General features: G+C 70.4%; 23 protein-coding genes. 14 read left to right on the forward strand and 9 right to left on the reverse strand.

Going from position 1 to position 22,963, the window contains the following annotated elements:
* Positions 1-110: 110 nt before the first annotated feature.
* From Q1A98_RS16860 to galK, 3 genes are read left to right on the forward strand one after another with little or no spacing between them, the layout of a single operon-like run.
* Positions 111-899, forward strand: coding sequence for a DeoR/GlpR family DNA-binding transcription regulator (locus tag Q1A98_RS16860; protein WP_299575635.1), 789 nt, complete (start codon positions 111-113; stop codon positions 897-899).
* A complete protein-coding gene (gene galT, locus Q1A98_RS16865; RefSeq protein WP_299575636.1) occupies positions 896-2,014 on the forward strand; it encodes a galactose-1-phosphate uridylyltransferase in 1,119 nt (372 codons plus the stop codon). Before Q1A98_RS16860 ends, galT begins: the two co-directional genes overlap by 4 nt.
* A complete protein-coding gene (gene galK / locus Q1A98_RS16870; protein WP_299575638.1) occupies positions 2,011-3,114 on the forward strand; it encodes a galactokinase in 1,104 nt (367 codons plus the stop codon). The genes galT and galK overlap by 4 nt, the downstream gene beginning before the upstream one ends.
* Here the strand turns inward: galK and Q1A98_RS16875 are convergent.
* Complete coding sequence (locus tag Q1A98_RS16875) at positions 3,101-3,724, reverse strand: hypothetical protein (RefSeq protein ID WP_299575639.1); 624 nt, start codon at positions 3,722-3,724, stop codon at positions 3,101-3,103. The two genes, galK and Q1A98_RS16875, sit on opposite strands and share 14 nt — an antisense overlap.
* 151 nt (positions 3,725-3,875) lie before the next feature.
* Complete coding sequence (locus Q1A98_RS16880; protein ID WP_299575641.1) at positions 3,876-6,707, reverse strand: BTAD domain-containing putative transcriptional regulator; 2,832 nt, start codon at positions 6,705-6,707, stop codon at positions 3,876-3,878.
* Between the two features lie 49 nt (positions 6,708-6,756).
* On the opposite strand from Q1A98_RS16880, the gene Q1A98_RS16885 reads away from it, so the two are divergent.
* From Q1A98_RS16885 to Q1A98_RS16895, 3 genes are read left to right on the forward strand one after another with little or no spacing between them, the layout of a single operon-like run.
* Positions 6,757-7,059, forward strand: coding sequence for a hypothetical protein (locus tag Q1A98_RS16885; RefSeq protein ID WP_299575643.1), 303 nt, complete (start codon positions 6,757-6,759; stop codon positions 7,057-7,059).
* A complete protein-coding gene (locus Q1A98_RS16890) occupies positions 7,056-7,781 on the forward strand; it encodes an SIMPL domain-containing protein (protein WP_299575645.1) in 726 nt (241 codons plus the stop codon). The genes Q1A98_RS16885 and Q1A98_RS16890 overlap by 4 nt, the downstream gene beginning before the upstream one ends.
* Positions 7,766-8,533 (forward strand): trypsin-like peptidase domain-containing protein, encoded by a 768-nt coding sequence (locus tag Q1A98_RS16895; RefSeq protein ID WP_299575647.1) that lies wholly within the window; start codon positions 7,766-7,768, stop codon positions 8,531-8,533. Before Q1A98_RS16890 ends, Q1A98_RS16895 begins: the two co-directional genes overlap by 16 nt.
* A 12-nt stretch (positions 8,534-8,545) precedes the next feature.
* On the opposite strand, the gene Q1A98_RS16900 is transcribed toward Q1A98_RS16895, so the two are convergent.
* Both Q1A98_RS16900 and Q1A98_RS16905 read right to left on the reverse strand, forming a co-directional pair.
* The gene (locus Q1A98_RS16900; RefSeq protein ID WP_299575649.1) at positions 8,546-9,112 is read right to left on the reverse strand and encodes a hypothetical protein; all 567 of its coding nucleotides are present in this window, start codon (positions 9,110-9,112) and stop codon (positions 8,546-8,548) included.
* Positions 9,113-9,167: 55 nt separating this feature from the next.
* Positions 9,168-9,743, reverse strand: coding sequence for a TetR family transcriptional regulator (locus Q1A98_RS16905; protein ID WP_299575978.1), 576 nt, complete (start codon positions 9,741-9,743; stop codon positions 9,168-9,170).
* A gap of 287 nt (positions 9,744-10,030) precedes the next feature.
* On the opposite strand from Q1A98_RS16905, the gene Q1A98_RS16910 reads away from it, so the two are divergent.
* The 5 genes from Q1A98_RS16910 (at position 10,031) to Q1A98_RS16930 (ending at position 14,794) form a co-directional block, all read left to right on the forward strand.
* A complete protein-coding gene (locus Q1A98_RS16910) occupies positions 10,031-11,122 on the forward strand; it encodes an FAD-binding oxidoreductase (protein WP_299575651.1) in 1,092 nt (363 codons plus the stop codon).
* Positions 11,123-11,189: 67 nt separating this feature from the next.
* Positions 11,190-12,377, forward strand: a complete 1,188-nt coding sequence (locus tag Q1A98_RS16915) for an acyl-CoA desaturase (protein WP_299575979.1) — start codon at positions 11,190-11,192, stop codon at positions 12,375-12,377.
* Between the two features lie 26 nt (positions 12,378-12,403).
* The gene (locus Q1A98_RS16920) at positions 12,404-12,697 is read left to right on the forward strand and encodes a hypothetical protein (protein WP_299575653.1); all 294 of its coding nucleotides are present in this window, start codon (positions 12,404-12,406) and stop codon (positions 12,695-12,697) included.
* Between the two features lie 87 nt (positions 12,698-12,784).
* On the forward strand, positions 12,785-14,254 hold the full coding sequence (locus Q1A98_RS16925) for a DHA2 family efflux MFS transporter permease subunit (RefSeq protein WP_299575655.1): 1,470 nt from the start codon (positions 12,785-12,787) through the stop codon (positions 14,252-14,254).
* 54 nt (positions 14,255-14,308) lie between these two features.
* The gene (locus Q1A98_RS16930; protein ID WP_299575657.1) at positions 14,309-14,794 is read left to right on the forward strand and encodes a DUF4395 domain-containing protein; all 486 of its coding nucleotides are present in this window, start codon (positions 14,309-14,311) and stop codon (positions 14,792-14,794) included.
* Between the two features lie 30 nt (positions 14,795-14,824).
* Here Q1A98_RS16930 and Q1A98_RS16935 read toward each other — a convergent pair whose 3' ends face one another.
* The 5 genes from Q1A98_RS16935 to Q1A98_RS16955 form a co-directional block, all read right to left on the reverse strand.
* Positions 14,825-15,763: a Ppx/GppA phosphatase family protein gene (locus Q1A98_RS16935; RefSeq protein WP_299575659.1), complete on the reverse strand. Its 939-nt coding sequence runs from the start codon at positions 15,761-15,763 to the stop codon at positions 14,825-14,827.
* Positions 15,760-16,305, reverse strand: a complete 546-nt coding sequence (locus Q1A98_RS16940) for a DUF501 domain-containing protein (RefSeq protein WP_299575661.1) — start codon at positions 16,303-16,305, stop codon at positions 15,760-15,762. The genes Q1A98_RS16935 and Q1A98_RS16940 overlap by 4 nt, the downstream gene beginning before the upstream one ends.
* Complete coding sequence (locus Q1A98_RS16945) at positions 16,302-16,967, reverse strand: septum formation initiator family protein (RefSeq protein WP_299575662.1); 666 nt, start codon at positions 16,965-16,967, stop codon at positions 16,302-16,304. The genes Q1A98_RS16940 and Q1A98_RS16945 overlap by 4 nt, the downstream gene beginning before the upstream one ends.
* Before the next feature lie 8 nt (positions 16,968-16,975).
* Positions 16,976-18,262, reverse strand: coding sequence for a phosphopyruvate hydratase (eno, locus tag Q1A98_RS16950; protein WP_299575664.1), 1,287 nt, complete (start codon positions 18,260-18,262; stop codon positions 16,976-16,978).
* A 136-nt stretch (positions 18,263-18,398) separates the two neighbouring features.
* Positions 18,399-19,163 carry a lytic murein transglycosylase gene (locus Q1A98_RS16955; protein ID WP_299575665.1) on the reverse strand — a complete coding sequence of 255 codons (765 nt, stop codon included), beginning with the start codon at positions 19,161-19,163 and terminating at the stop codon, positions 18,399-18,401.
* Positions 19,164-19,322: 159 nt separating this feature from the next.
* On the opposite strand from Q1A98_RS16955, the gene efeU reads away from it, so the two are divergent.
* The 3 genes from efeU to efeB are packed head-to-tail and all read left to right on the forward strand — an operon-like array spanning position 19,323 to position 22,705.
* Complete coding sequence (gene efeU, locus Q1A98_RS16960; RefSeq protein WP_299575666.1) at positions 19,323-20,195, forward strand: iron uptake transporter permease EfeU; 873 nt, start codon at positions 19,323-19,325, stop codon at positions 20,193-20,195.
* A 30-nt stretch (positions 20,196-20,225) separates the two neighbouring features.
* Positions 20,226-21,437: an iron uptake system protein EfeO gene (gene efeO / locus Q1A98_RS16965; protein ID WP_299575668.1), complete on the forward strand. Its 1,212-nt coding sequence runs from the start codon at positions 20,226-20,228 to the stop codon at positions 21,435-21,437.
* Complete coding sequence (gene efeB, locus Q1A98_RS16970) at positions 21,434-22,705, forward strand: iron uptake transporter deferrochelatase/peroxidase subunit (protein WP_299575670.1); 1,272 nt, start codon at positions 21,434-21,436, stop codon at positions 22,703-22,705. Before efeO ends, efeB begins: the two co-directional genes overlap by 4 nt.
* Positions 22,706-22,963 lie beyond the last annotated feature (258 nt).

The raw sequence follows: 22,963 nt of genomic DNA on the forward strand, positions 1-22,963 counted from the left end.
GTAGTGACCCGGGTCACGACGAGACACAACCTCACACATTTCCGAACAGATATCAACACAGATGGTGTTTGATACTGTGCGATTCACCCATTGGTCCCCCAGGAGGTGCCGTGCTCCCCGCAGAACGACGCCGCCGCATCCTCGACGTGCTCGACCGCGACGGCACGGCACGCGTCACCGACCTCGCCGGCGAGCTGAACGTGTCGGAGATGACCGTGCGCCGCGACCTGGACGTACTCCAGGACGACGAGGCGCTGCACAAGGTGCACGGAGGGGCGGTGGCCCGGCACAGTCGCGGCGAGGAGCCGCGGTCGTCGGCCAAGGCCACGCGGGAGACGGCCGAGAAACGGGCCATCGGCGCGACGGCCGCCGAACTCGTCGAGGACGGGATGACGGTCGCCATCAGTGCGGGCACCACCACGCTCGAGGTGGCCCGGCTGCTGCGCGACCGCGATGCGCTCACGGTGGTGACCAACTCGATCCCGATCTTCTCCGAACTCACCGATCCTGATGCGACACCTCGCCGTTCGCGGCCCACCGTGATGTTGACCGGCGGGACGCGGACCCCGTCCGACGCCCTGGTCGGACCTGTCGCCGACGCCGCTCTCGCGTCCTTCCGGGTCGACCTGACACTGCTGGGTGTGCACGGCCTCGACACCGACGCGGGCCTCACCACCCCCAACACGGCCGAGGCCGCCACCAATCGGAGGTTGATCGAGATCGGGCGCACCCTGGTGGTCGTCGCCGACCACACCAAGGTCGGTGAGGTGGGCGCCAACGTCATCGCCGGCATCGATCGCGCCGACACCCTCGTCGTCGACGACGGTCTGTCCGAGACGGCACACGCCGTGCTCGCCCGCCACATCCGCGACGTGCGGATCGCGCAGGTGGCTCGGTGACCCCGCCCGAGCTCCGCGCACCGGCGGTGACGACGCACCTCGCGGACGGTCGGGAGATCGACTTCTTCGCACTCGACGGGCATGTGCCGCAACCGGTTCCCGATCGCCGACCCCTCCCCGACCGCTCTGGTCTGCACTCCCAGATCCGGTACGACCGCCAGACCGGCGACTGGGTCGCGGTGGCCGCCCTCCGTCAGGACCGGACGTACAAGCCGCCGGCCGACCAGTGTCCGCTGTGCCCGTCGCCGGACGGCACCGTCAGCGAGGTGCCGGCCCCCGACTACGACGTCGTGGTGTTCGAGAACCGCTTCCCCAGCCTGTCCGGGGCCGGGCCCGACCAGCCGTTCGACCTGCCCGACCCGGCATCGGCAGACCTGGTGAGCGCCGCGGGTCACGGTCGCTGTGAGGTCATCTGCTTCTCCAGCGACCACACCGCGTCGTTCGCCTCCCTGGACCACGATCACGCGCGCCTGGTCGTCGACGCGTGGCGCACCCGCACGGCGACACTGCTCGCTCTGCCCGGCGTGGCGCAGGTGTTCTGCTTCGAGAACCGTGGGGAGGAGATCGGTGTGACGCTGACCCACCCGCACGGCCAGATCTACGCGTACCCCTACCTCACACCCCGAACGCGATCGATGATCGCGCGAGCGGACGAGCACCGGGATCGCACCGGACGCAACCTCTTCGAGGACATCGTGGCCTCCGAGGTGTCGGTCGGGTCGCGCGTCGTGGTCGACCACCCACTGGTGGTGGCGTTCGTCCCGTTCGCCGCGCGGTGGCCGGTGGAGGTCCACATCCACCCGCGGCGGCGTGTCGCGAACCTCGTCGACCTCGACGACGACGAACTCGACGCGCTGACGACGGTCTACCTCGACGTCCTCCGCCGCTTCGACCGGCTCTACGACACCCCCCTGCCGTACATCGCGGCGGTGCACCAGTACTCGGGCCGTGACGTCGACGCCGAGGGCGCACTGCACATCGAGTTGATGTCGGTGCGCCGCTCGGCGACGAAACTCAAGTTCCTCGCAGGATCGGAATCGGCCATGGACGCCTTCATCACCGACGTCACCCCCGAGGACGTCGCGGAACGCCTGCGAGCGGCGGGCGAGGCGTGACCGGCACCGTGATCGCGAGCGCACCGGGGCGCGTCAACCTCATCGGCGAACACACCGACTACAACGACGGATTCGCCCTCCCCATCGCGCTGGACCGACACACCGAGGTGACCCTGCGTCGCACCGATTACGACGCCGTCACCGTGCGCGCCGAGGGACACGGGGAGGCGCGCTTCCGGGTCGACATCGAGCCGGGCGACGTGACCGGCTGGGCAGCCTACGTGGCGGGGGTGTTCTGGGCGGCCCACGAAGCGGGTGTGACCGTCTCGGGGGCCGACCTGACGATCACGAGCACCGTGCCCGTCGGCGCGGGGCTCTCGTCCTCCGCCGCGCTCGAATGTGCCGTTCTCACGGCGATCTCGGCCGCGGCCGGCGTCGTACTCGACCCGATCCAGGCCGCCCGGATAGCGCAGACCGCCGAGAACGACTACGTCGGGGCGCCGACGGGACTCCTCGACCAGGTCGCCTCCATGTGCGGTCGGGACGGTCACGCCCTGCTTGTCGACTTCGCCGACACGTCGGTCGAGGCGGTCCCGTTCGATCCGACCGCCGACGGCGTCGAGCTCGTCGTCGTCGACTCACGGACCACCCACGGACACGCCGGCGGCGAGTACTCCGCTCGACGCGACTCCTGCGAACGCGCGGCACGCGACCTCGGGGTGGCGATGCTGCGCGAGGTCGCAGACGACGACCTCGACGAGGTCCTCGCCGCGGTCGTCGATCCCGTCGATCGTCTGCGCGCGCGGCACGTGGTCACCGAGAACCGGCGTGTGCTCGACGCCGTGCAGGCGCTGCGTGCCCGCGACCTGCCGACGTTCGGGCTGCTCATGGACTGCTCCCATGCGTCGATGCGCGACGACTTCGCGATCACGACACCGGTGATCGACCGGATCGCCGAGGTCGCGCGCCGCCACGGCGCACTCGGCGCCCGGATGACCGGCGGCGGCTTCGGCGGCAGCGTCATCGCGCTGATGCCCCCCGACGCGATCGACGGGATGACCGCCGCACTGCACGACGAGGCCCGGGCCGCCGACCGTCCGTCTCCGGAGGTCCGCGTGGCCCGGGCCGGCGCGGGGGCGCAGGTGATCACCCCGCGCTGACGACTCTCCCGTCCTCCTGGCGGACCAGGCCGCCGGCGCGGGCCAGCAGGACTCCGAGGACCGCGTAGCCGACGACGACGTGGACGCTCGGCAGCGCCATCGCGAGCGCCCCTCCGGTCATCGCCACGGGGACCAGCGCGAACCAGCTCTGCGCTCCGAGCGTCCACCAGCGGAGGATCCCGGTCCAGCGGCCGGCGATCGCGACGCGGATCCCGATGCCCAGCATGCCGAACATCGACAACGGCCAGCACGCGTCGAACACTGCCCAGACGGGCGTGCCGTGCAGTGTGCCGAGACCGTCGAGCACGGTGGACACCATCGCGCCGCCCATGAGGACGAACTCGGCGCGGTGGAAGCCGCGCGCGACGCGACCGTCACCCATCGCCGCGGTGCGGTACTGCGTCGCGAGCAGCCAGACGACACCCGCCTGGAAGGCCAGTGCGGCAAGGGCACCCATCACCCCGGAGAGGCCGTGATCGGAGGAGTCGGCGGTGAACGGCAGCATCCCGATCCAGGCCAGGGATCCGAGCGTCAGCAGCGTGCCGGCGGTACGGGTCGGCACGGTGATGCGGGAAGTGACAGTCGGGGCGGTGGTCTCGAGGGTGGTCATGGCGAGCTCCTGTGTGGGCGTCGGTGGTGGACGCCGACGACGATCACCCACCGCACCGGGATCCGACTGGGGTGGCGTTCCCAGTCACCTCCCAGCCACACAGACGACCCTGTCTCCTGTGTCCCCGTCCCGCCCGTCGCCGCGCGACCCGTCAGCCGACCGCGGCGTCGAACCGCCCGCGGACGTCGGCGCGGCTCAGATCGCGTCCGCGCTCTGCGGCCGTCGCGAACACCACGGGGTCGATGCCGTCGCGCATCTCGCGTCCGTACCGGGCGAGCTCGACGACGTCCATGGCCTCGGGGGAGAACCCGGTCGCGTCGGTGAAGCGTTCGACCACACCCAACAGCTGCCCGGCGCCCTCGGCGTCACCCCGTCGGAACACCAGGTACGCGAGGGTGAACACCGCGACCATCCACGACGTCACGTCCTCGGCGCGGTCGCAGTGGTCGACCATCTCCACGAGCCGCCGCGCCGGCGCGGCGTCGAGGACGCCCTGCTCGATGTCGCTCTTGACGTGGAGCCAGAGGGTGGATGCCGCGCACCAGTCGTAGCCCACCTCCCGCGCGACGGCGAGCGCCTCGGTGAAGCGGGCAGCGGCGCAGGCGTGGTCGCCCGCGCGGAAGTCGGCCATCCCCAGCGACATCAACGCCTCGGCGACGGTCGCCGTCGCCCCGATGCGCTGGGAGATCGCGAGTGCGCGCGTCGCGAGCACGCGGCCGTCGTCCACCGCCCCTGCGCCGGCGAGGAAGAAGCCGACGGTCTCCGCGGCGTCCGCCCGCGCCTGCAGCAACCGCTCGTCGTCGATCACGTCGTCCTCGCCGGCGGATGTGGACTCGACCAGCAACTCCCGCAGACGTGTGAGCGCGGCGAACAGTGTCTCGAGCTCGGAGCCGAGGTAGCTCATCACCACCAGCCCCGCTACCGCACGGATGCGCACGACGACGTCGATGTCGGCACCCGCCTCGAGCGCCGGCACCAGCATCCTCATCCCCTCCGCGACGTGGCCGCTGCGGAACCAGAACCAGTGCACGTCGCCGGCGATCGCGAGATGGTCGAGGCTGTGGCGGGCAGGCGTGTCCCGGGTCGAGCGGGACAGCGCCGCTCGGACATTCGGCATCTCGGCCGACAGCGACCGTGTCTGCCGGGCCGAGTCCGGGCCGCGCAGAACGTGATACGCGCGGGCGGCCAGTTCCCGGACCCATGCGACGTGTCGGTCCCCGATCTGCTCACCCCGGGTCGGGTCGAGGGCGTCGCGGGCGTACGCGCGGATGGGTTGCAGAAGTCGGTACCGCCGCGGATCTCCCCCGACCACGGTGACCAGCGACTTCGACACCAGTGCCGTGACACCGGCCACCACGTCCGCACGGCCGGTCACGGCGGTCGCCGCAGCGAGGTCGAAGCCACCGTCGAACACCGACAGGTCGGCGAACAGGGCACGCTCGTCGTCTGTCAGACCGGCGAACGACCCGTCGATCGCGGCGCGCACACTCTCATGACGCGCCACGGTGCGCGATCCGCCCCGCAGGAGTTCGATGCGGTCGTCGAGCATCTCGCGGATCTGCCGGACCGACAGCGATCGGCTCTGCGCCGCAGCCAGTTCGACGGCCAGCGGCATCCGGTCCACCGCGTCGCACAGGGCGGCGACGTCGGCGGGGTCGGCGTCGGCGGCCCAGCGGCCGGCGCGGCGGGTGAAGAGATCCTCGGCCTCGGCGAGCGGTCCGAGTTCGTGCACGCACTCACCACCGACGCCGAGCGCCTCCCGGCTCGTCGCCAGGACGTCGACGCGGGGACATGCCATGAGGATGCTCTCGACCACCGCCGCGACCGCATCGACGAGATGTTCGCAGTTGTCCGCCACCAGCAGCGTGCGCCGCGTGCCGATCGCTGCGCAGACGTCGTCGATGCCGCCGGACACGGTGAGCCCCATCGTGGCTCGCAGCACGTCGAGGATGCCCTCGGGAGCACGGACGTCGGCCAGCGGGACCCACCAGGGGCCGTCGGCGTCGCGGCGGGCCGCCGCGACGGCGAGCGCAAGACGCGTCTTGCCCATGCCTCCGGGCCCGACCACCGTCACGAGACGGTTGTCGTCGACGAGAGCGGCCACCTCCGCGACGTCGTCGTCGCGGCCGACCAGCGCGGTGAGCGGCGAGGGGATGTTCGCGATCGGTGCGGCCGACCCCCGCACGGCGATCCCTTGGGGCACGGACGATGTCACGTCGAGCGCGGGGTCTTGCGCGAGGACGGCCTCGTGCAGCCGGGCCAATGCGGGTCCCGGGTCGACACCGAGCTCGTCAGCCAGCACGCGCCGCGCGCGGTCGAGCGCGGCCAGCGCATCTCCCTGCCGACCCGCGCGGTACTGCGCGAGGGCCAGCACCTCCCAGCCCCGTTCCCGCAACGGCCACCGGTCGACATGGACCCGGGCCTCGGTGACGACGGTCGACTGATCGCCGGTGGCCGAGAGCGCCATCAGACGGTCCTCCACCGCGTCGAGGCGGATGCCGTCGAGCCGATCTGCGTCGGCGGCGGCGAAGTCCCACGCGGTGACGTCGGCGTAGGCCGGTCCCGACCACAGCGAGAGCGCGGTGGCGATCGACTCGACGGCGCCGGCCACGTCGCCCGCGTCGAGCTGCTTCCGGCCGGTGCGGGCGAGCTCGACGAAGTCGTCGGCGTCCAGGCGGTGGTGGTCGCGGGCGAGCGCGTAACCGATTCCCTTGCGGAGGAGGATGTCGACCTCGGAAGCCCGCCGTCCGGGCTCCATCGACTTGCGCAGCGTGGCGACGTACCCCTGCACGGTCACCCGTGCGGAGGGCGGCGGGTCCCCCCGCCAGAGGTCGTCGATCAGGACGTCGTCGGGGACGACGTCGCCGTGCGCGACGGCGAGACGGGCCAGCAGCGCACGCGGGACCGCGCCCCCGAGCGGCACCTCCCTGCCGTCGACGGCGGCACCGAGAGCCCCCAACACCCGGAGCGAGAGGAACGCCATGATCGAGGACTGTAAATCGGACGAGCCGGACGCGACGGATGTACAGGGCATGTCGTCGCTCCGTGCCGCGTGCCGAGAGCCGTTCCCGCGTCGGACCGGATGGGCCGACGAGGTCCGTGCGGCGGTGATGTCGATCATCGGCGCCGACGGGACGGGTTGTCGCACATCACCGCACGCCGGGCGGATCGCCGTCGCCGGGGACCGTGTCCTCGCCGCGGTCGACGCCGCGGACGCCGACGCTGTCCTCGCTGCGGTGGATCGCCTGGAAGCCCTCGTCGGAGTACCCGCACGCGTGGCGGACACAGTGGTTCGGACGACACCACCGGGTCCACCGGGGACACTGATGCGATGACGCGATCGCGATGGGTACCGGTGGCGACCGTTGCCGTGGGGGCGATCCTCACCGGCGCGCTCACCGCCTGCGGGTCCGACAGCCCGGCACCGGCGTCCGATCCGCCCGCGGTGACGGTGACAGGGACCGGCGAGGTCCGGGGCACCCCCGACACGCTCACCGCGACGGTCGGGGTGTCCACGCAGGCCGGTGACGTCTCGACCGCGATCGCGCAGGCGGGCGGCCGGGTGCAGGCGGTGACCGATGCGGTCGAGCGCGCCGGCGTCACGCGCTCGGACGTGCAGACCGAACAGGTGTCCCTGCAACCCCAGTACGCGGGTTCGTTGCCGGGGGCCGGACCGTCGATCACCGGTTACGAGGCGACGAACACGGTGCGGGTGACCGTCCGCGACCTGTCGAAGGCGTCGTCCGTTCTCGGTGCGGCCGTCGACGCCGGCGGGGACGACGCGCGGTTGTCGGGTGTCGCGTTCCGCATCGACGACGACTCCCGCCTGCTCGCCGACGCGCGGTCACGGGCGTTCGGCGACGCGAAGACGCGCGCCGAGCAGTACGCGAAGCTCTCCGGCACGTCGCTGTCGCGGGTCCTCTCGGTCCAGGAGAACGTGACCGGCCAGGACCAGCCGCTCACCTCCGACCGCAGCGCACAGGCCGCGACCGTGCCGATCGAACCGGGGCAGCAGACACTCTCGGTGTCGGTCACCGTCAAGTGGGGGCTGCGGTAGCCGCGGAGGTCCGCCGCGCGCTGGGTCGCCGGCGGGTGGTTCTCGTCGTGCTGCTGGCCGCCCTGATGCTGTGCGTGGGTGGCGCGGTCACGTCGAACGCAGAGGACGTGCAGGCGAACCGGCGCATCGGGCCGGTGTTCTTCGACGGCGACGCGCGCCACACCTGCACCGCAGGCGTCGTCCACTCGACCCATGGCGATCTCATGGTGACCGCGGCGCACTGTCTCACCGGCGAGCACGGTCTGATCACGGTCTCCCCGGGCTACGACCGCGGTCGCAGTCCGTTCGGCGTCTGGCAGGTCGCCGCGGTGTACCTCGACCCCGCGGTCGCGGCCGAGCCCGACGTCCTCGACTTCGCCGTGCTGCGCCTGCAGCCGCGGAAGGGACGGTCCCTGGAGTCGGTCACGGGCCGCGGGTGGTCGCTCGCTCCCTATCGGGCGGGTCTGCGGATCCGCGTCGTCGGATACGGTGCGGGTGAGGGGGATTCACCCGTCGGGTGTCGGGCGCGAACGGCGACCGTCGAGGGGATCCCGACCATCCGGTGCCGCGGCCTCGTCGACGGGACCAGCGGCTCGCCGTGGCTGTCGGGGCGGTCGGTGGTCGGCATCGTGGGCGGATTCCGTCAGGGCGGCTGCGTCAGCTTCATCTCCCACTCACCGCCCCTGCTCCCCCGGCTCGCGGCCCTCCTCGCGCGCGCCGACCAGGGCGGCCCCGGCGACACACCGCCCGACACCTCACCCGACGACTGCTGACGCGGGCCCTGGTCAGTAGATGTAGACCACGGCGTCGTCGCCGCCCGTGCAGGTCACGATGTCGGACCGCGCGGCGCACATCATCCTGATCCGTTGACCGGTCTCGGGACTGGTGGCGACCACCGGACGCGGCAACTGACCAGGCCGTCCGGAGTCGGCGTAGGCCTTGCGCACGCGTTCGGCGAAACCACACGTGGTCACCGAGGACCCGACCGACGACGCCCGATACAGCTGGTAGGGCGGATAGATCACGGGGCATGGCGTCGACCCGTTCGGGGCCCCCGCGACGGTCGCACGCGGGGCCGACGTCGGTGTCGAGGTGGTCGAGGCGCTCGACGACGGAGCCGACGAGGGGGCAGGACTCGCGGTGTCCTCGGTCTGGGTGGAGGTCACCGTGACCGTCGACGGGGTCACGGGGGTGACGTCGAAGTCGCCGCCGGATCCACCGCGGCCCAGCACGCTGTAGCCGACGATCGCGGCGCCGGCGAGCAGGAACACCACGATCCCCACGATGAGGACGATGACGGCGGGTCGCGTCGGTCCGGGGTGTCGAGCGGGGCGCGGCGGCTCCTCGGTCATGCCGCGATCTTACGGACCCGGGGCTGCGCTGACGGCGTCACGACGACGTCCGGGATCAGTCCGTCCGCCAGGAGTTCATGCCGAGGATGATCATCACCAACTTGCGCTCCGTGCGGGCGATGAGCTCGGCGTCGTCCTCGGGACCGCGCGAGTCCAGCAGGTCGGCCACGGCCTGCAGCATGACGGTCACGATCAGTTCGGCCGCAAGCTCGAGGTGGTCGGCCTTCCACCGCGCCATCTCCGGGATGCGGGAGAGGTCGATCGCGAGTTCCTTGACGAACAGCCGCAACTCGGTGTCGATCGCGCGCCGGATCTCGCTGACACCACCGTGCTGCTCGCGGACGAGGAAACGGAACTGCGCCTCGTTGGTGCGCACCTGACGGACGAGGATCGCCAAAGAGTTGGCGGCCGTCGGCACGGCGGCACGGGCGGCGAGGTCACGCCGCCCGTCTCGCAGCATCCGACGCAGGACCCGCATCGCGTCCTCGACGAGCGTGACGCCGAGGTCGTCCATCGACGCGAAATGGCGGTAGAAGGCGGTGGGGACGATGCCGGCGGCCTTGGCCACCTCACGCAGGCTGAGGCTGGCGAAGCTGCGCTCGGCCACGAGCTCGAGCGTCTCGTCGAGCAGGGCCTGGCGGGTCCGACTCTTGCGGGCCGAGCGCGACTCCGAGGCGTCGACCGCCGGTCGCGCGGAGTCGACGGGTCCCCGCGCGCGTCCCCGTGGACGCGCGGAGGCGTGATCCCCGGTCCGCGACACGCAGCCGAGTCTAGGCACCTGACCTGTTGTGACAGCGGTTACACGGTTCCGCTATTGACCGGCTGCCGCGACGAGGTGGCACACTGTGAGTGCACACCTGTTCACTCAAACGTCGCGGGAGTCCTCCACCGACTTCCCGATCACCCCAGGAGGCGACGATGTTCGACCGCTTGCCCAAGATGGTCGGCTCGGTCATCGAGGCCGCGCTCGCGCCGCACCCCGTCGACCGGTACCTCGAACTGGTCGACCCCATGGTGACGTGGGAGGAGATGCGGGCACGCGTGGTCGCGGTGTCGCGTCCCACCGACCGCGCCGTCCGCCTGACCCTGGCCCCCACCCGTCAGTGGACCGGTCACGACGCAGGCCAGTACGTGCAGCTCAGCGTCGTCATCGACGGCGTCCGACAGACGCGGTGCTTCTCACCCGCGAACGCCGCGAGCGGCCGCGACGGGACCATCGAGCTGACGGTCACCGCGCACGACGACGGTCACGTGTCGCGACATCTCTACGACACCGCGAAGGTCGGTGACGTCCTGGGCCTGACCCCGGCCACCGGCGACTTCGTCCTGCCCACGCGACGCCCGCACGCGGCCGTGTTCGTGAGCGGTGGCAGTGGTGTTACACCTGTTCTCTCGATGACCCGGACACTCGTCGCCGAGGGGTACCGCGAGCCGGTGCTGTTCGTCCACTACGCCGCCGGTCCCGAGGACGTCGCCTACGCCGACGAACTCCGGGAGATGGACGCACTCGACAACGTCGACGTGCGGATCGTCCACACCCGCGGGGACGGGAACGCCGGACGCACCGGTCATTTCACGCCGGAACACCTCACGACCTCGTCGGCGTTCGTCGAGGACGCTCCGGTGTTCGTGTGTGGACCCGCCGCCCTGATGGACGACGTGCGCGACTTCTACGAGTCGCGCGGCGCCGGCGACCTCGTGCACAGCGAGGCGTTCACCGCGCCCGCATCGTTCGTCCCCGACCCCGACGAGCCGGTGACCGGCGAGATCCGTTTCGCCCGTTCGGGGAAGCAGGCCGACAACGACGGCCGCACGCTGCTGGAGCAGGCCGAGTCGGCCGGGCTCTCGCCGGAGTTCGGGTGCCGCATGGGCATCTGCTTCTCCTGCACCGCACCGAAGAAATCGGGCTGCACGCGCAACGTGCTGTCCGGCGAGCTGGACACCGACAGCGACAAGCACATCCAGCTCTGCATCTCGGCGCCTGTCGGCGACGTCGAGCTCGACATCTGACCCGCACGTCCCACCCAGACATCCCAGCTCCATCGATGCGACATCCCAGGAGGACCCGATGACCATCATGACGCTCCCGACCACGGTCGAGACCGACGAGACCACCACCTCGTCGGCGCAGGACACCACGGCCGAGAACCAGATCACGCTGTCCTACGAGCAGGTCGAGAACCTCGGTCGTGACCTCGACGCCCTGCGCGCCCGCGTCGTCGGCGACCTCGGACAGTCCGACCGCGACTACATCTACAAGATCATCAAGGCGCAGCGGACCCTCGAGGTCGCCGGACGCGGGATGTTCTTCTTCGGCTGGTTCCCGCCGGCCTGGATCGCGGGCGTGGCCGCGCTGTCGGTGTCGAAGATCCTCGACAACATGGAGATCGGCCACAACGTCATGCACGGCCAGTACGACTGGATGCGGGAGCCCTCGCTGAACTCGCGCGAGTTCGAGTGGGACACCGTGTGCCCGTCCGACCAGTGGCGCCACAGCCACAACTACATGCACCACACCTTCACCAACATCGTCGGTGAGGACCGCGACATCGGCTACGGCATCCTCCGCATGGACCGTGATCAGCAGTGGAACCCCTACTACCTCGGCAACCTCGTCTACGCCTCCGCGCTGATGGTGCTCTTCGAGTGGGGCGTCATGCTGCACGACCTCGAGGTCGAGAACATCGTCGCGGGCAAGCGCAAGTGGTACGACGTCAAGGGCCTCGTGAAGGGCATGTGGCGCAAGGCCGGCAAGCAGGTCCTCAAGGACTACGTCGTCTTCCCCGCGCTCACCGGTCCGCTGTTCCCGTTGACCCTGGCGGGCAACGTCAGCGCCAACCTGGTCCGCAACCTGTGGACGTTCTCGATCATCTTCTGCGGTCACTTCCCCTCGGGCGTCCAGACGTTCACCCCGGAGGAGTGCCAGAACGAGACCAAGGGTCAGTGGTACCTGCGGCAGATGTTGGGCTCGGCCAACATCGAGGGCAGCCCGCTCTTCCACATCATGAGCGGCAACCTCTCGCACCAGATCGAGCACCACCTGTTCCCCGACATCCCGGCGAACCGCTACCCGGAGATCGCCCCCGAGGTCCGCGCGATCTGTGAGAAGTACGGATTGCCCTACAACACGGGCGGTTTCACGCACCAGATCGCGTCGACGTGGAAGAAGATCGCGAAGCTGTCGCTGCCCAACTCGTGGACGTCCGACGACGACGAGTTCAGTGTTAAGGTCGAGCGCCAGAAGGACGCGGCGAAGGCGTCGTGATGCCGGCGCGGACCCCGGGAGGTCAGATGGTCGGGCGGTTCGAGCGCAACAAGGACCTGCTGCAGGAAGCAGTCGAGTCCACCGCCACCCACGTCGGGCGGATCGCCACGATCATCACCGGTGCGGTCGCCGACATCACCCGGGAGATCGGGGATCTGGTGACCGACGGGTTCGAGATGCGGGACGCCATGAAGCGTGCCGAACTCGACTCCGACGACGCACCCGGGCTCCCGAAGGCCCGCTCCGGGCGGGACTCCCTTCTCGACGACCTCGACATCAGTGCGCGGCGCGACGACGACGTCGACGACCACCGCGTCTGACCGGAACAGACCGACGGCGGCCCACACGATGTGTGGGCCGCCGTCGTCGTCTCGCCGGGTGTCGGATCCGCCGACTATCCTCCCTGCATGACAACGGCCCACCGGCTGCGTGTGCCGGCGATGATCGTCCTGACGTTCGCGATGTTCATGGACCTCATGGACGTCACGATCGTCAACGTCGCCCTCCCCTCCATCCGTGGCGACCTGGGTGCCTCGCCCTCACAGCTCGAATGGGTCGTCGGCGGATACATCCTGGCGTTCGCCTCGGTGCTCATCACCGCGGGTCGCCTCGGCGACCGCTACGGCCGTCAGCGCGTCTTCATCGCCGGGATCGTCGGCTTCACCCTCGCGTCGCTGCTGGCCTCGCTCGCCCAGAACGGCGACGTCCTGGTCGCGTCGCGCGTCGTCCAGGGGCTCTTCGCAGGGTTGATGGTCCCGCAGGTGCTGGCCAGCGTGCAGTCGCTGTTCGCACCATCCGAGCGGGCTCCGGTCTTCGGTGCGATCGGTGTCGTCACCGCGATGGCCGCGGTGATCGGTCCGGTGCTCGGCGGCTGGCTCGTCACCTCCGACCCCTTGGGAGGCGAGTGGCGGTCGATCTTCTACATCAACGTGCCCGTCGGGATCGTCATCGTGATCGCCGCCCTGGTCGTCGTGCCGAACACCACGGTCGACCGGCCGTCACCCATCGACCCGATCGGTGTCGTCCTCGCCGTCGGCGGCATCCTCCTGCTGGTCTATCCCCTCATCGAGGGACGCCAGCTCGGCTGGCCCGCATGGTCGTTCGTGCTGATGGTCGCCTCCCCGGTGGTCCTCGCGGTGTTCGTCCTCTACGAACGACGACATGGCGCCGACTCGGCGATGATGCCGATGCGGCTGTTCACCGACCGCGGGTTCGTGGGTGGCGTCGCCATCCAGTTCCTCTTCGCCGGGTCCATCAACTCGTTCTTCCTGATCCTCGCGCTGTACGTGCAGACCGGCCTCGGGTTCTCCGCCATCGGATCCGGACTCCTCACCCTCCCCTTCAGCGTCGGCGCGGTCGTCGCCGCCGGGGTGGCAGCGGCGCTGGTGTCGCGGGTGGGCCGGTTGTTGCCGCTCATCGGGGGCGTCTTCATCTCCGGCGGCACCGCCGCGACCATCTGGGTGTTCCACCGCGAGGGCGGTGACTACTCCGGGTGGGACACCGTGATCCCGATGGCCGTCGCCGGTGTGGGCCTCGCCCTCACGCTCGTCCCCCTGCTCGACATCGCTCTCGCCACCATCGGCGGCCGCGACTCGGGCGCGGCCTCGGGCGTCATCAACACCTTCCAGCAGGTCGGCGGCGCGGTGGGCGTCGCGGTCGTGGGTGTCGTCTTCTTCGACAACGTCGGGCGATACACCCCCGACGACCTGTTGCACGCACTGGTGCTGGCCGCCGCGGTCCCGGTCGTCGGCTACGCCCTGGTGGCCGTGGCGTCCGTACTGCTGCCGTCCATCTCCTCGGTGCGAGCACACCTCGCCGAACAATCCGATGGCGACGAGACGGGATCCGACGCCGAGGGTGTCGTCGCCGCGACATAGACCCAGCGTGAGGGCAACACTGGCGCCCCGATCCGCGATGACTAGCCTGGTCCGGTGCTTCCCGAATCGCTGCGCTTCCCCAACCCCGTCAACGAGTACGCCGCCCGCTCCACCGCAGGCCTCGTCGTCGTGTTCGCCGTCGTCGCGATCATCGTGGACAACCCGATCGTCTACGGTCTCCTCGCACTCGGCTTCGCCCTCCGCGTGATCTCGGGGCCGACGCTGTCGCCGTTCGGCCAGCTGTCGGTGAAGGTGATCGTGCCCGCGCTCGGCAAGACGAAGCTCGTCCCCGGCCCGCCGAAGCGGTTCGCGCAGGCCATCGGGCTCACCATCACCGCGGTGGCGTTCGTGTTCAGCCTCGCCGGCCTCGGCACCGCCGCGCAGGTCACCGTCGGACTCGTCGTCGTCGCCGCGCTCCTGGAGTCCGTCTTCGGGATCTGCCTGGGCTGCATCGTCTTCGGCTTCCTGCAGCGTCGAGGCGTCATCCCCGAGAGCGTCTGCGAGGCCTGCAACAACATCAGCCTGCGCCAGCCCGCCTGATCGCGGTCGCGGAATCAGGCCCCACCCACCTCAGGCGCTCAGCGCGATCCCGTCGAGGATGTCCTTCTCGCTGACCACCAGTGCGTCGATCCCCGCGCGATCGGCGAACTCGCGCGCCAACTCGAGCGTCACGATCGATCCACCGCCGATGACGTCCACGCGTCCCGGATGCATCGGGCCGAGCGCCGCGCGCTGATCCCGCGTCATCGCGACGAGCCCCTCGCACACCTCGCGCAGCCGTTCCAGCGGCACGCGCGCGCGATGGATGCGGTCGGCGTCGTAGGTCTCGAGACCGTCGGCGAGCGCGGCGAGCGTCGTCATCGTCCCGGCCACCCCGACCCAGGTCCGCCCCTGCTCAACGGGGACCGCGTCGAACGCCGCCTGCAGCTCCCCGCGGGCGACCGCGTGCGCGGTGGTGACCTCGTCGGCCGTCGGGGGGTCGGAGTGCAGCACGCGCTCGGTGAGCCGCACACATCCGATGTTCACCGACCGCGCCGCGACGACCTCACCGTCGACACCGAGCACCACCTCCGTCGAGCCGCCACCCAGGTCGGTGACCACGAACGGCCCGTCGGCGGGGTCGAACTCTCCGACCGCACCCGCGAACGACAGGCGTGCCTCCTCGTCGCCGGTGATCACCTCCGCGACCGACCCGGCGACCACACCGGCGAGCACCTCCCGCGTCATGTCGAAGAACACGTGGCGGTTCTCGGCGTCACGGGTGGCCGACGTCGCGACCATCCGCAGCGCCTCGACGTCGTGCTGCCGCATGATCTCGGCGTAGTCCTCCAGTGCCTCACGGGTTCGCGCGAGGGCACCCTCGGCGAACCGGCCCGTCGCATCGACGCCCTCCCCGAGTCGCACGACGCGCATCTCGCGGTGCAGGTCGGTGAGCACACCGTCCGCGCGACGCGCGACGAGCAGCCGGATCGAGTTCGTGCCGCAGTCGACCGCTCCGACCACCGTCATGGCGTGTCCCCTTCCGGGTCGGGTTCGTCGACACCGGGCCAGTCGGCGGGCAGCGCCGTCCCCCGCAGGTGCGGCGATCGTGCCGCGGCCGCGACGGTCTCGTCACCGAGGGGGTTGACGCCGGGACCCTTCGCCAGGGAGTGCGCCATCAGGACGTGCAGGCACTTCACGCGGTCGGGCATGCCGCCACCGGTGAACTCGGTGCCCAACGACTCAATCGCGTCACGCTCGGCGAGGTAGCTCTCGTGGGCGGCGCGGTAGGCCTGCGCGAGAACAGGATCGGACTGCAGGCGCGCCGTCATCTCCCGCATCAGCCCGGCCGACTCGAGGCGACTCGCCTCCGCGGTGAGGCGCGGGTCGGTGAGGTAGTAGAGCGTGGGGAACGGCGTCCCGTCGCGCAGGCGAGGGGCGGTCGTCACCACAGCGGGGACACCGTCGGGGGTGCGATAGCTGATCTCCAGCACACCGCGCGGTTCGCGACCCAACTGCGCCGCGACGGTCGCGAGGTCCTCCGAGGTGGGCGGCTCGAAACCCGGTGTCACTGCCCCGCCGGCGTGGACACCGCGTCGAGCAGGTTGGTGTACCAGGGGTTCGACGCCTGTCGCTCGGCGCGCTTCTCGTCCGCGGACTTCTCCGGCGGGGCGGGGAACTGCATGACGAGCGGCGTCTCACCCGGCTTCACCATCAGCAGCCGGCTGCGGGCCTGTTCCTGGATGTACGACGGCTCGTTCTGCTCGTCGACCTTCTTCTGCAACGAGGCGACGTCACGACTGATCGACGCGTTCGCCGACCGCAGCTGTTCCGCCTCCGACCGCTGGGCGAAATAGGTCCGCAACGGCACCGCGAGTGTCAGCGCGACGGCGCTGACGACCAACGCGAGGATCACCGCCCTCTTGGGGCTGAGACCGCCGACGGTCAGCCCCTCCCAGGAGGCGGGCATCCGACGGCGCGGGCCGATGACCGACCGCGACCGCTCGCGGGTCTCGATCGCCTCGGGCGCATCGGCCGACGCGTCGTCGACGACCTCGGGGATGTCGGTGAGATCGGGGCCGAGCGCGTCGTCGGTCACCCGCGGGGAGCGACGCCGCTCCGGGGCCCGGCTGTCGGGCCGGCGCCCCGTGCGGCGGTCCTCGACGCGCCGACGCGCGGACGACCCGGCCGACCGGCCGTCCCGTCCCCGCGATGCGGAGCGTCGTTGCGCCATGGGGAGCCTCAGCCCTCGAACGAGAAACGCGGGAAGGCGAGGTCGCCGGCGTAGCGCGCGGCGTCACCGAGCTGCTCCTCGATCCTCAGGAGCTGGTTGTACTTGGCGACGCGCTCGCTGCGCGCGGGGGCCCCGGTCTTGATCTGACCGCAGCTGCAGGCGACCGCGAGGTCGGCGATGGTGGTGTCCTCGGTCTCGCCCGAACGGTGGCTCATCATCGTCTTGTAGCCGCTGTTGTGGGCCAGGGCGACGGCGTCGAGGGTCTCGGTGAGGGTGCCGATCTGGTTGACCTTCACCAGCAGGGCGTTGGCCGCCCCGCGGTTGATGCCCTGCTCGAGGCGCTCGGGGTTGGTGACGAAGAGGTCGTCACCGACGAGCTGCACCGTGTCGCCGATCGAGTCGGTGAGCGCGACCCATCCGTCCCAGTCGTTCTCGTCGAGTGGGTCCTCGATGGACACCAGCGGGTAGGCGCCGACCAGTTCGCCGTAGAACGCCGACATCTCCTCCGCGGTCTTGGTCTCCTTCTCGAAGGCGTAGCCCGTTCCGGCGGTGTAGAACTCGGTGGCCGCGACGTCGAGGGCGAGCGCGACGTCCCGACCGGGGGTCAGGCCGACGCCGGAGATCGCCTCGAGGATGAGGTCCAGTGCGGCGCGGGTGCCGGCGAGGTCGGGGGCGAAGCCTCCCTCGTCACCGAGACCCGTGGACAGACCCTGGGCCTTGAGCACCGACTTCAGCGAGTGGTAGACCTCGGCGCCCCAGCGCAGCGCCTCCTTGAACGTCGGAGCACCGACGGGGGCGATCATGAACTCCTGGACGTCGACGCCGCTGTCGGCGTGGGCGCCACCGTTGATGATGTTCATCATCGGCACCGGGAGGATGTGCGCGTTCGGGCCGCCGATGTAGCGGAAGAGCGGCAGACCCGCGGACTCCGCGGCACCCTTGGCGATCGCGAGCGAGACGCCCAGAAGGGCGTTGGCGCCCAGGCGCGACTTGTCGGCGGTGCCGTCGAGGTCGAGCAGGGCCTGGTCGACGACGCGCTGGTCGTCGGCCTCGATGCCGATCACCGCGGGGGCGATGTCACCGAGGACCGCCTCGACCGCCTTGGTGACGCCCTTGCCGCCGTAGCGGTCGCCGCCGTCGCGGAGTTCCACGGCCTCGTGCTCACCGGTCGATGCACCCGACGGCACGGCCGCCCGGGTGAACGTGCCGTCCTCGAGAGCGACCTCGACCTCGACGGTCGGGTTCCCCCGGGAGTCGAGGATCTCGCGGGCCCCGACCTGCTCGATGATCGCCACGTGACCTCACCTTTCGTCCTGCGCGCTCCCCCGGCGCCACCAGCCGGCCGGGTCATGTCGCGTCAAAGACTAGTGCGTGGGGGCCGATCCCCCCGGCCGGACTCGCCCGGCGGGCCGCGATGTCCGGTGATCGGCGTCAGAAGCGGACGTTGATCGAATACGCGTTGGCGTGGTCACGGACGTCGAGCACGTACTTGCGCGAGTTGTTGTAGACGCGGACCGCCTTCTGCCACCCGGCGGCCGTCGTCAGGTCACCCCCCGAGACGCACAGATAACGCGCCGCCGATAGGGCCGCGTCGTCGATGTTGTCGGGGTTCGCGACACCGTCGCCGTTCGCGTCGACGCCATAGCGCTTCCACGTCTCGGGGATGAACTGGAACGGGCCCATCGCGCGGTCGTGCTCGGGGTCGCCGTCCATCGTCCCGCCGTCGGTGTCGCGGATGGTGAGGTTGCCGGCGGTGCCGTCGAGCTTGACGCCACGGATGGGCGGGCTGACATCGCCGTTCGGCGCGATCCGCGCACCGCGGTAGGTCCCGTGTTTGCTCTCGACGCCGGCGATGCCGGCGAGTGTCGTCCAGGCCAGTCCGCACTCCGGATGCTGCTGACGCTGGATCTCCGCGGCATTGCCGTAGGCCTCCATCGCGATGAGCGGTATCCCGGTCCCCTCCGACAACGGGCGGGCCCACGCATCGAGGCGGTCGGCGGTGCGCCCGGGGGCGTTGATGTCGAGGTAGGGCACGGCGGCACCGGGTCCGGGCGGGAGGCCCTCGGGGATGTCGACGTTCGGTCTGCCGGGGAGGTCGACGCATGCGGTCGCCCCGAGTGCGGTCGCGACGACGAGGACGACGGGTGCGATCAGCCTCGCGAGCCGACGCGGCGCCCGACGGCGTGTGCCCGACATCTCGTCACTCCTCCTGCGCCCGGTGGTCACGGGTTCAGGGTGACAACTGTCGAGACCTGATTGTGGTTCCCACGCCGCGACGAGTACTGTCCGCTGAGGCCAGCCTAACCGAAGGTTGCCGAGCCTAACCTGTCTTGCCCGTGACGAAGGGATGCCGCCGTGAGCAGTCCGTCGGTCGCCTCGCAGCTGCTCGGCAGTGGCCTGATCGGTGTCCGCGAGGGTCTCGAGACCGGCATCGTCGTGATGATCCTGGTCGCCTTCCTGGTCAAGTCCGACCGACGCGACGCGCTGCGGTGGGTCTGGCTCGGCGTCGCCGCAGCCGTCGTGATGGTGCTGGCCGTGTTCGTGGGCATCCACTACGGGACGTCCACCATCTCGGGGCTCGCCGCCGAGGCGGTCGCCGGCGTCGCGTCCCTGGTCGCGGTCGTCATCGTCACGGGCATGGTGCTGTGGATGCGCAGGGCGGCCGCCCACATCTCGTCGGACCTGAAGGCGGGCATGGGTCGTGCCCTCCAGCTGGGCGCTCCGGCCGTGCTGTTGCTCGCGTTCCTCGCCGTCGGCCGCGAGGGCCTCGAGACCGCGCTGCTGATGGTGGGCTACGCCGAGAACACCTCCGGCAGCAGCTGGCCGCTCGTCGGGCTGGTGCTCGGTGTGCTGGTGGCCGTCGTACTGACGATCGGGCTGTACCAGGGGACGGTCCGCATCGACCTGCAGAAGTTCTTCACCTGGACCGGCGCCTTCCTCGTGGTCGTCGCGGCCGGCATCCTCGCCTACGGCGTCCGCGCGATCCAGACCGTCGGCTGGCTGCCCGGACTGGGCACGCGCGCCTTCGACATCTCGTCGGTGTACGACCAGTCGTCCTGGTACGGGACGCTTCTCGCCGGGATCTTCAACTTCCGGCCCGATCCGACGCTGCTCCAGGTGATCGCCTGGTGCGTCTACCTCGCCGTCGTGATGACACTGTTCTTCCGTCCCTCCCCCGCGTCGCGCGTCCGTCCCGACGCCGCGAGCACCCCCGTCCCGGCCGCCTGAGCGCGCCGACCCGTGAGAAAGGCACCATCGGTGAAGCGAAGCGTCGTCACCACCTCTGCGGCGTGCGCCGCCATCGCCGCCGTCGCGTTGACGGCCGGCTGTACCGCGAAGTCGTCGTCGTCCGACGGCGCGATCGCGGTCACCTCGACCGACTCGTCCTGTGATCTGTCGCGCACCGAGGCATCCACGGGCACCGTCGATTTCGCGGTGACGAACAACGGCGACAAGGTCACCGAGTTCTACGTGTACGGGAACAACAACCGCGTTCTCGGCGAGGTGGAGAACATCGGGCCGGGTCTCACCGGCAAGCTCACCGTCGAGGTCGTCGACCCCGGCACGTACCAGACCGCCTGCAAACCCGGCATGGTCGGCGACGGGATCCGCACCGCACTCACCGTCTCCGGCGAGAAGAAGGAGAAGCAGCAGGCGCCGGCGAGCGTGCAGCAGGCCAAGGCGACCTACCTCACCTACGTCCGCGGCCAACTCGACGGCCTGGCCGCGCAGACGAAGTCGTTCACCGACGAGATCATCGCGGGCAACCTGGACGCGGCGCGGGCCCAGTTCGGCCTGACGCGCACGTTCTACGAGCGGATCGAGCCCGTCGCGGAGTCCTTCCCCGATCTCGACCCCGCCATCGACATGCGCTGGGACGACACCGCCGACGGCGCCGAGCCCTTCACCGGTTTCCACCGCCTCGAGCGGTTCCTGTGGCCGCCGCAGCAGGCCGACGTGGGCGAGCAGCCCGGCGACGTCGCCCCGGCCGACATGGCGAACGCGAAGGCCACCGACACCAAGCAGAACATCGACGCCGTGGCCGCACAGCTGAACACCGACGTCGGTCGGCTGCGCACCGAGGTGAACAAGCCCGACTTCACCTTCGAGACACAGTCGTTCGTGAAGGGCCCGCAGGCTCTCGTCGACGAGGTCGCCGCCACCAAGGTCGGCGGTGAGGAGGATCGCTACTCCCACACCGACCTCTTCGACTTCGCCGCGAACATCGACGGGTCGGAGACGCTGATCGCCGACATGCAGCCGATCATCTCCGCCAAGAACCCCGCGCTGATGGACAAGATCACGCAGCAGTTCGCCGCGATCCGCTCCGACATCAACGCATTCCGCTCCGGCGACGGGTACGCCTCGTACGACGAGGTCCCCGAGGACAAGCGCAAGGCACTCTCCGACCAGATCGACGCGCTGTCGCAGTCGCTGAGCCAGGTGCCGGGGCTGGTCCTGCAGCAGTGAGCGGGTTCTCGCGCCGGGCCCTGCTCGGAGGCGCCGGTGCCGGCGTGGTCGCAGCCGCGGCGGCGGGCGTCGCGGTCGGTCGCAGCACCGCCGACGACCATGCGTCGATGGCGGGTGTGGTGCCGTTCCGCGGTGACCGCCAGGCCGGGATCACCACTGCGGCGCAGGATCGGCTGCACTTCGCCTCATTCGACGTCATCACCGACTCGAAGGCCGATCTCGTCGACATGCTGCAGCGGTGGACCGCCGCGGCCGAGCGGATGACCCGGGGCGAGGAGACCGTCGCCGGCGGCGCCGTCGACCACGGTGAGTACATGCCGCCCGCCGACACCGGCGAAGCCCTCGGCCTCGACGCGTCGTCGCTGACGCTGACGATCGGTTTCGGGCCCGGACTGTTCGGCCCGAGCGCGTCGGACCCGACCCACACCGACCGGTTCGGCCTCGCCGACCATCGTCCTGCGGCGCTGGTGGACCTGCCGAAGTTCGCCAAGGACGCGATCGAGCCGACACGCAGCTTCGGCGACATCTGCGTGCAGGCGTGTGCCGACGATCCGCAGGTCGCCGTCCACGCGATCCGCAACCTCGCCCGGATGGGCTTCGGAGTGGTGAGCGTGCGGTGGTCGCAGCTCGGTTTCGGTCGCACGTCGAGCACGACCTCGTCGCAGCAGACGCCACGGAACATGTTCGGGTTCAAGGACGGAACGGCCAACATCCGCGCCGACCAGACCGACGTGCTGAACCGGTGGGTCTGGGTCGACCCGGCCGACGTCCCCGGCAAGGCCGCGTGGATGGCCGGTGGTTCCTACCTCGTCGCCCGGCGTATCCGCATGGACATCGAGCCGTGGGATCGAGCCAACCTGTCCGAGCAGGAGGCGATCGTCGGGCGCACCAAGGGTGTCGGTGCGCCGCTGGGGATGTCGAACGAGAACGACACCCCCGACTTCTCGGTCGCCACCGGTGACGGACCTGTCATCGCACGGGATGCGCATGTGCGTCTGGCCCACCCCGACAACCTCGGTGGGGTGCAGATCCTACGGCGCGGCTACAACTTCACCGACGGCTCGGACGGCTTCGGTCACCTCGACGCGGGCCTGTTCTTCATCGCCTACTGCCGCGATCCGGGCAAGCAGTTCGTCCCGATGCAGCGGGCACTCGCGTCGAAGGACGCGATGATGGAGTACCTCACACACAACGGCAGCGCCCTCTTCGCCTGCCCACCCGGCCTGGGGTCCGGCGAGTGGTGGGGCCAACGACTCTTCGAGTCCTGACCCGCCTCCCGCCCGATCCGTAGCAGAACGTGTCGCCTACCGACACGAACTGCTACCAGCCGACACTGAGCCGGCATCGAACTTTCTGGCGATCCGTAGAGATTCCTCCCGCTCAGCGGGAAACATCTCTACCGATCCGCCCAGCCCGTAGCAGAACGTGTCGTCCACCGACACAAACTGCTACCTGCCGACGCCGAGCCGGCATCCGACGCAGTTGTTCCCGCCCAGCGGGAGGTATCTCTACCGATTCGGAGCCCC

It is taken from the genome of uncultured Williamsia sp., from assembly GCF_947494875.1.
In the GTDB taxonomy this organism is placed as follows: domain Bacteria; phylum Actinomycetota; class Actinomycetes; order Mycobacteriales; family Mycobacteriaceae; genus Williamsia_A.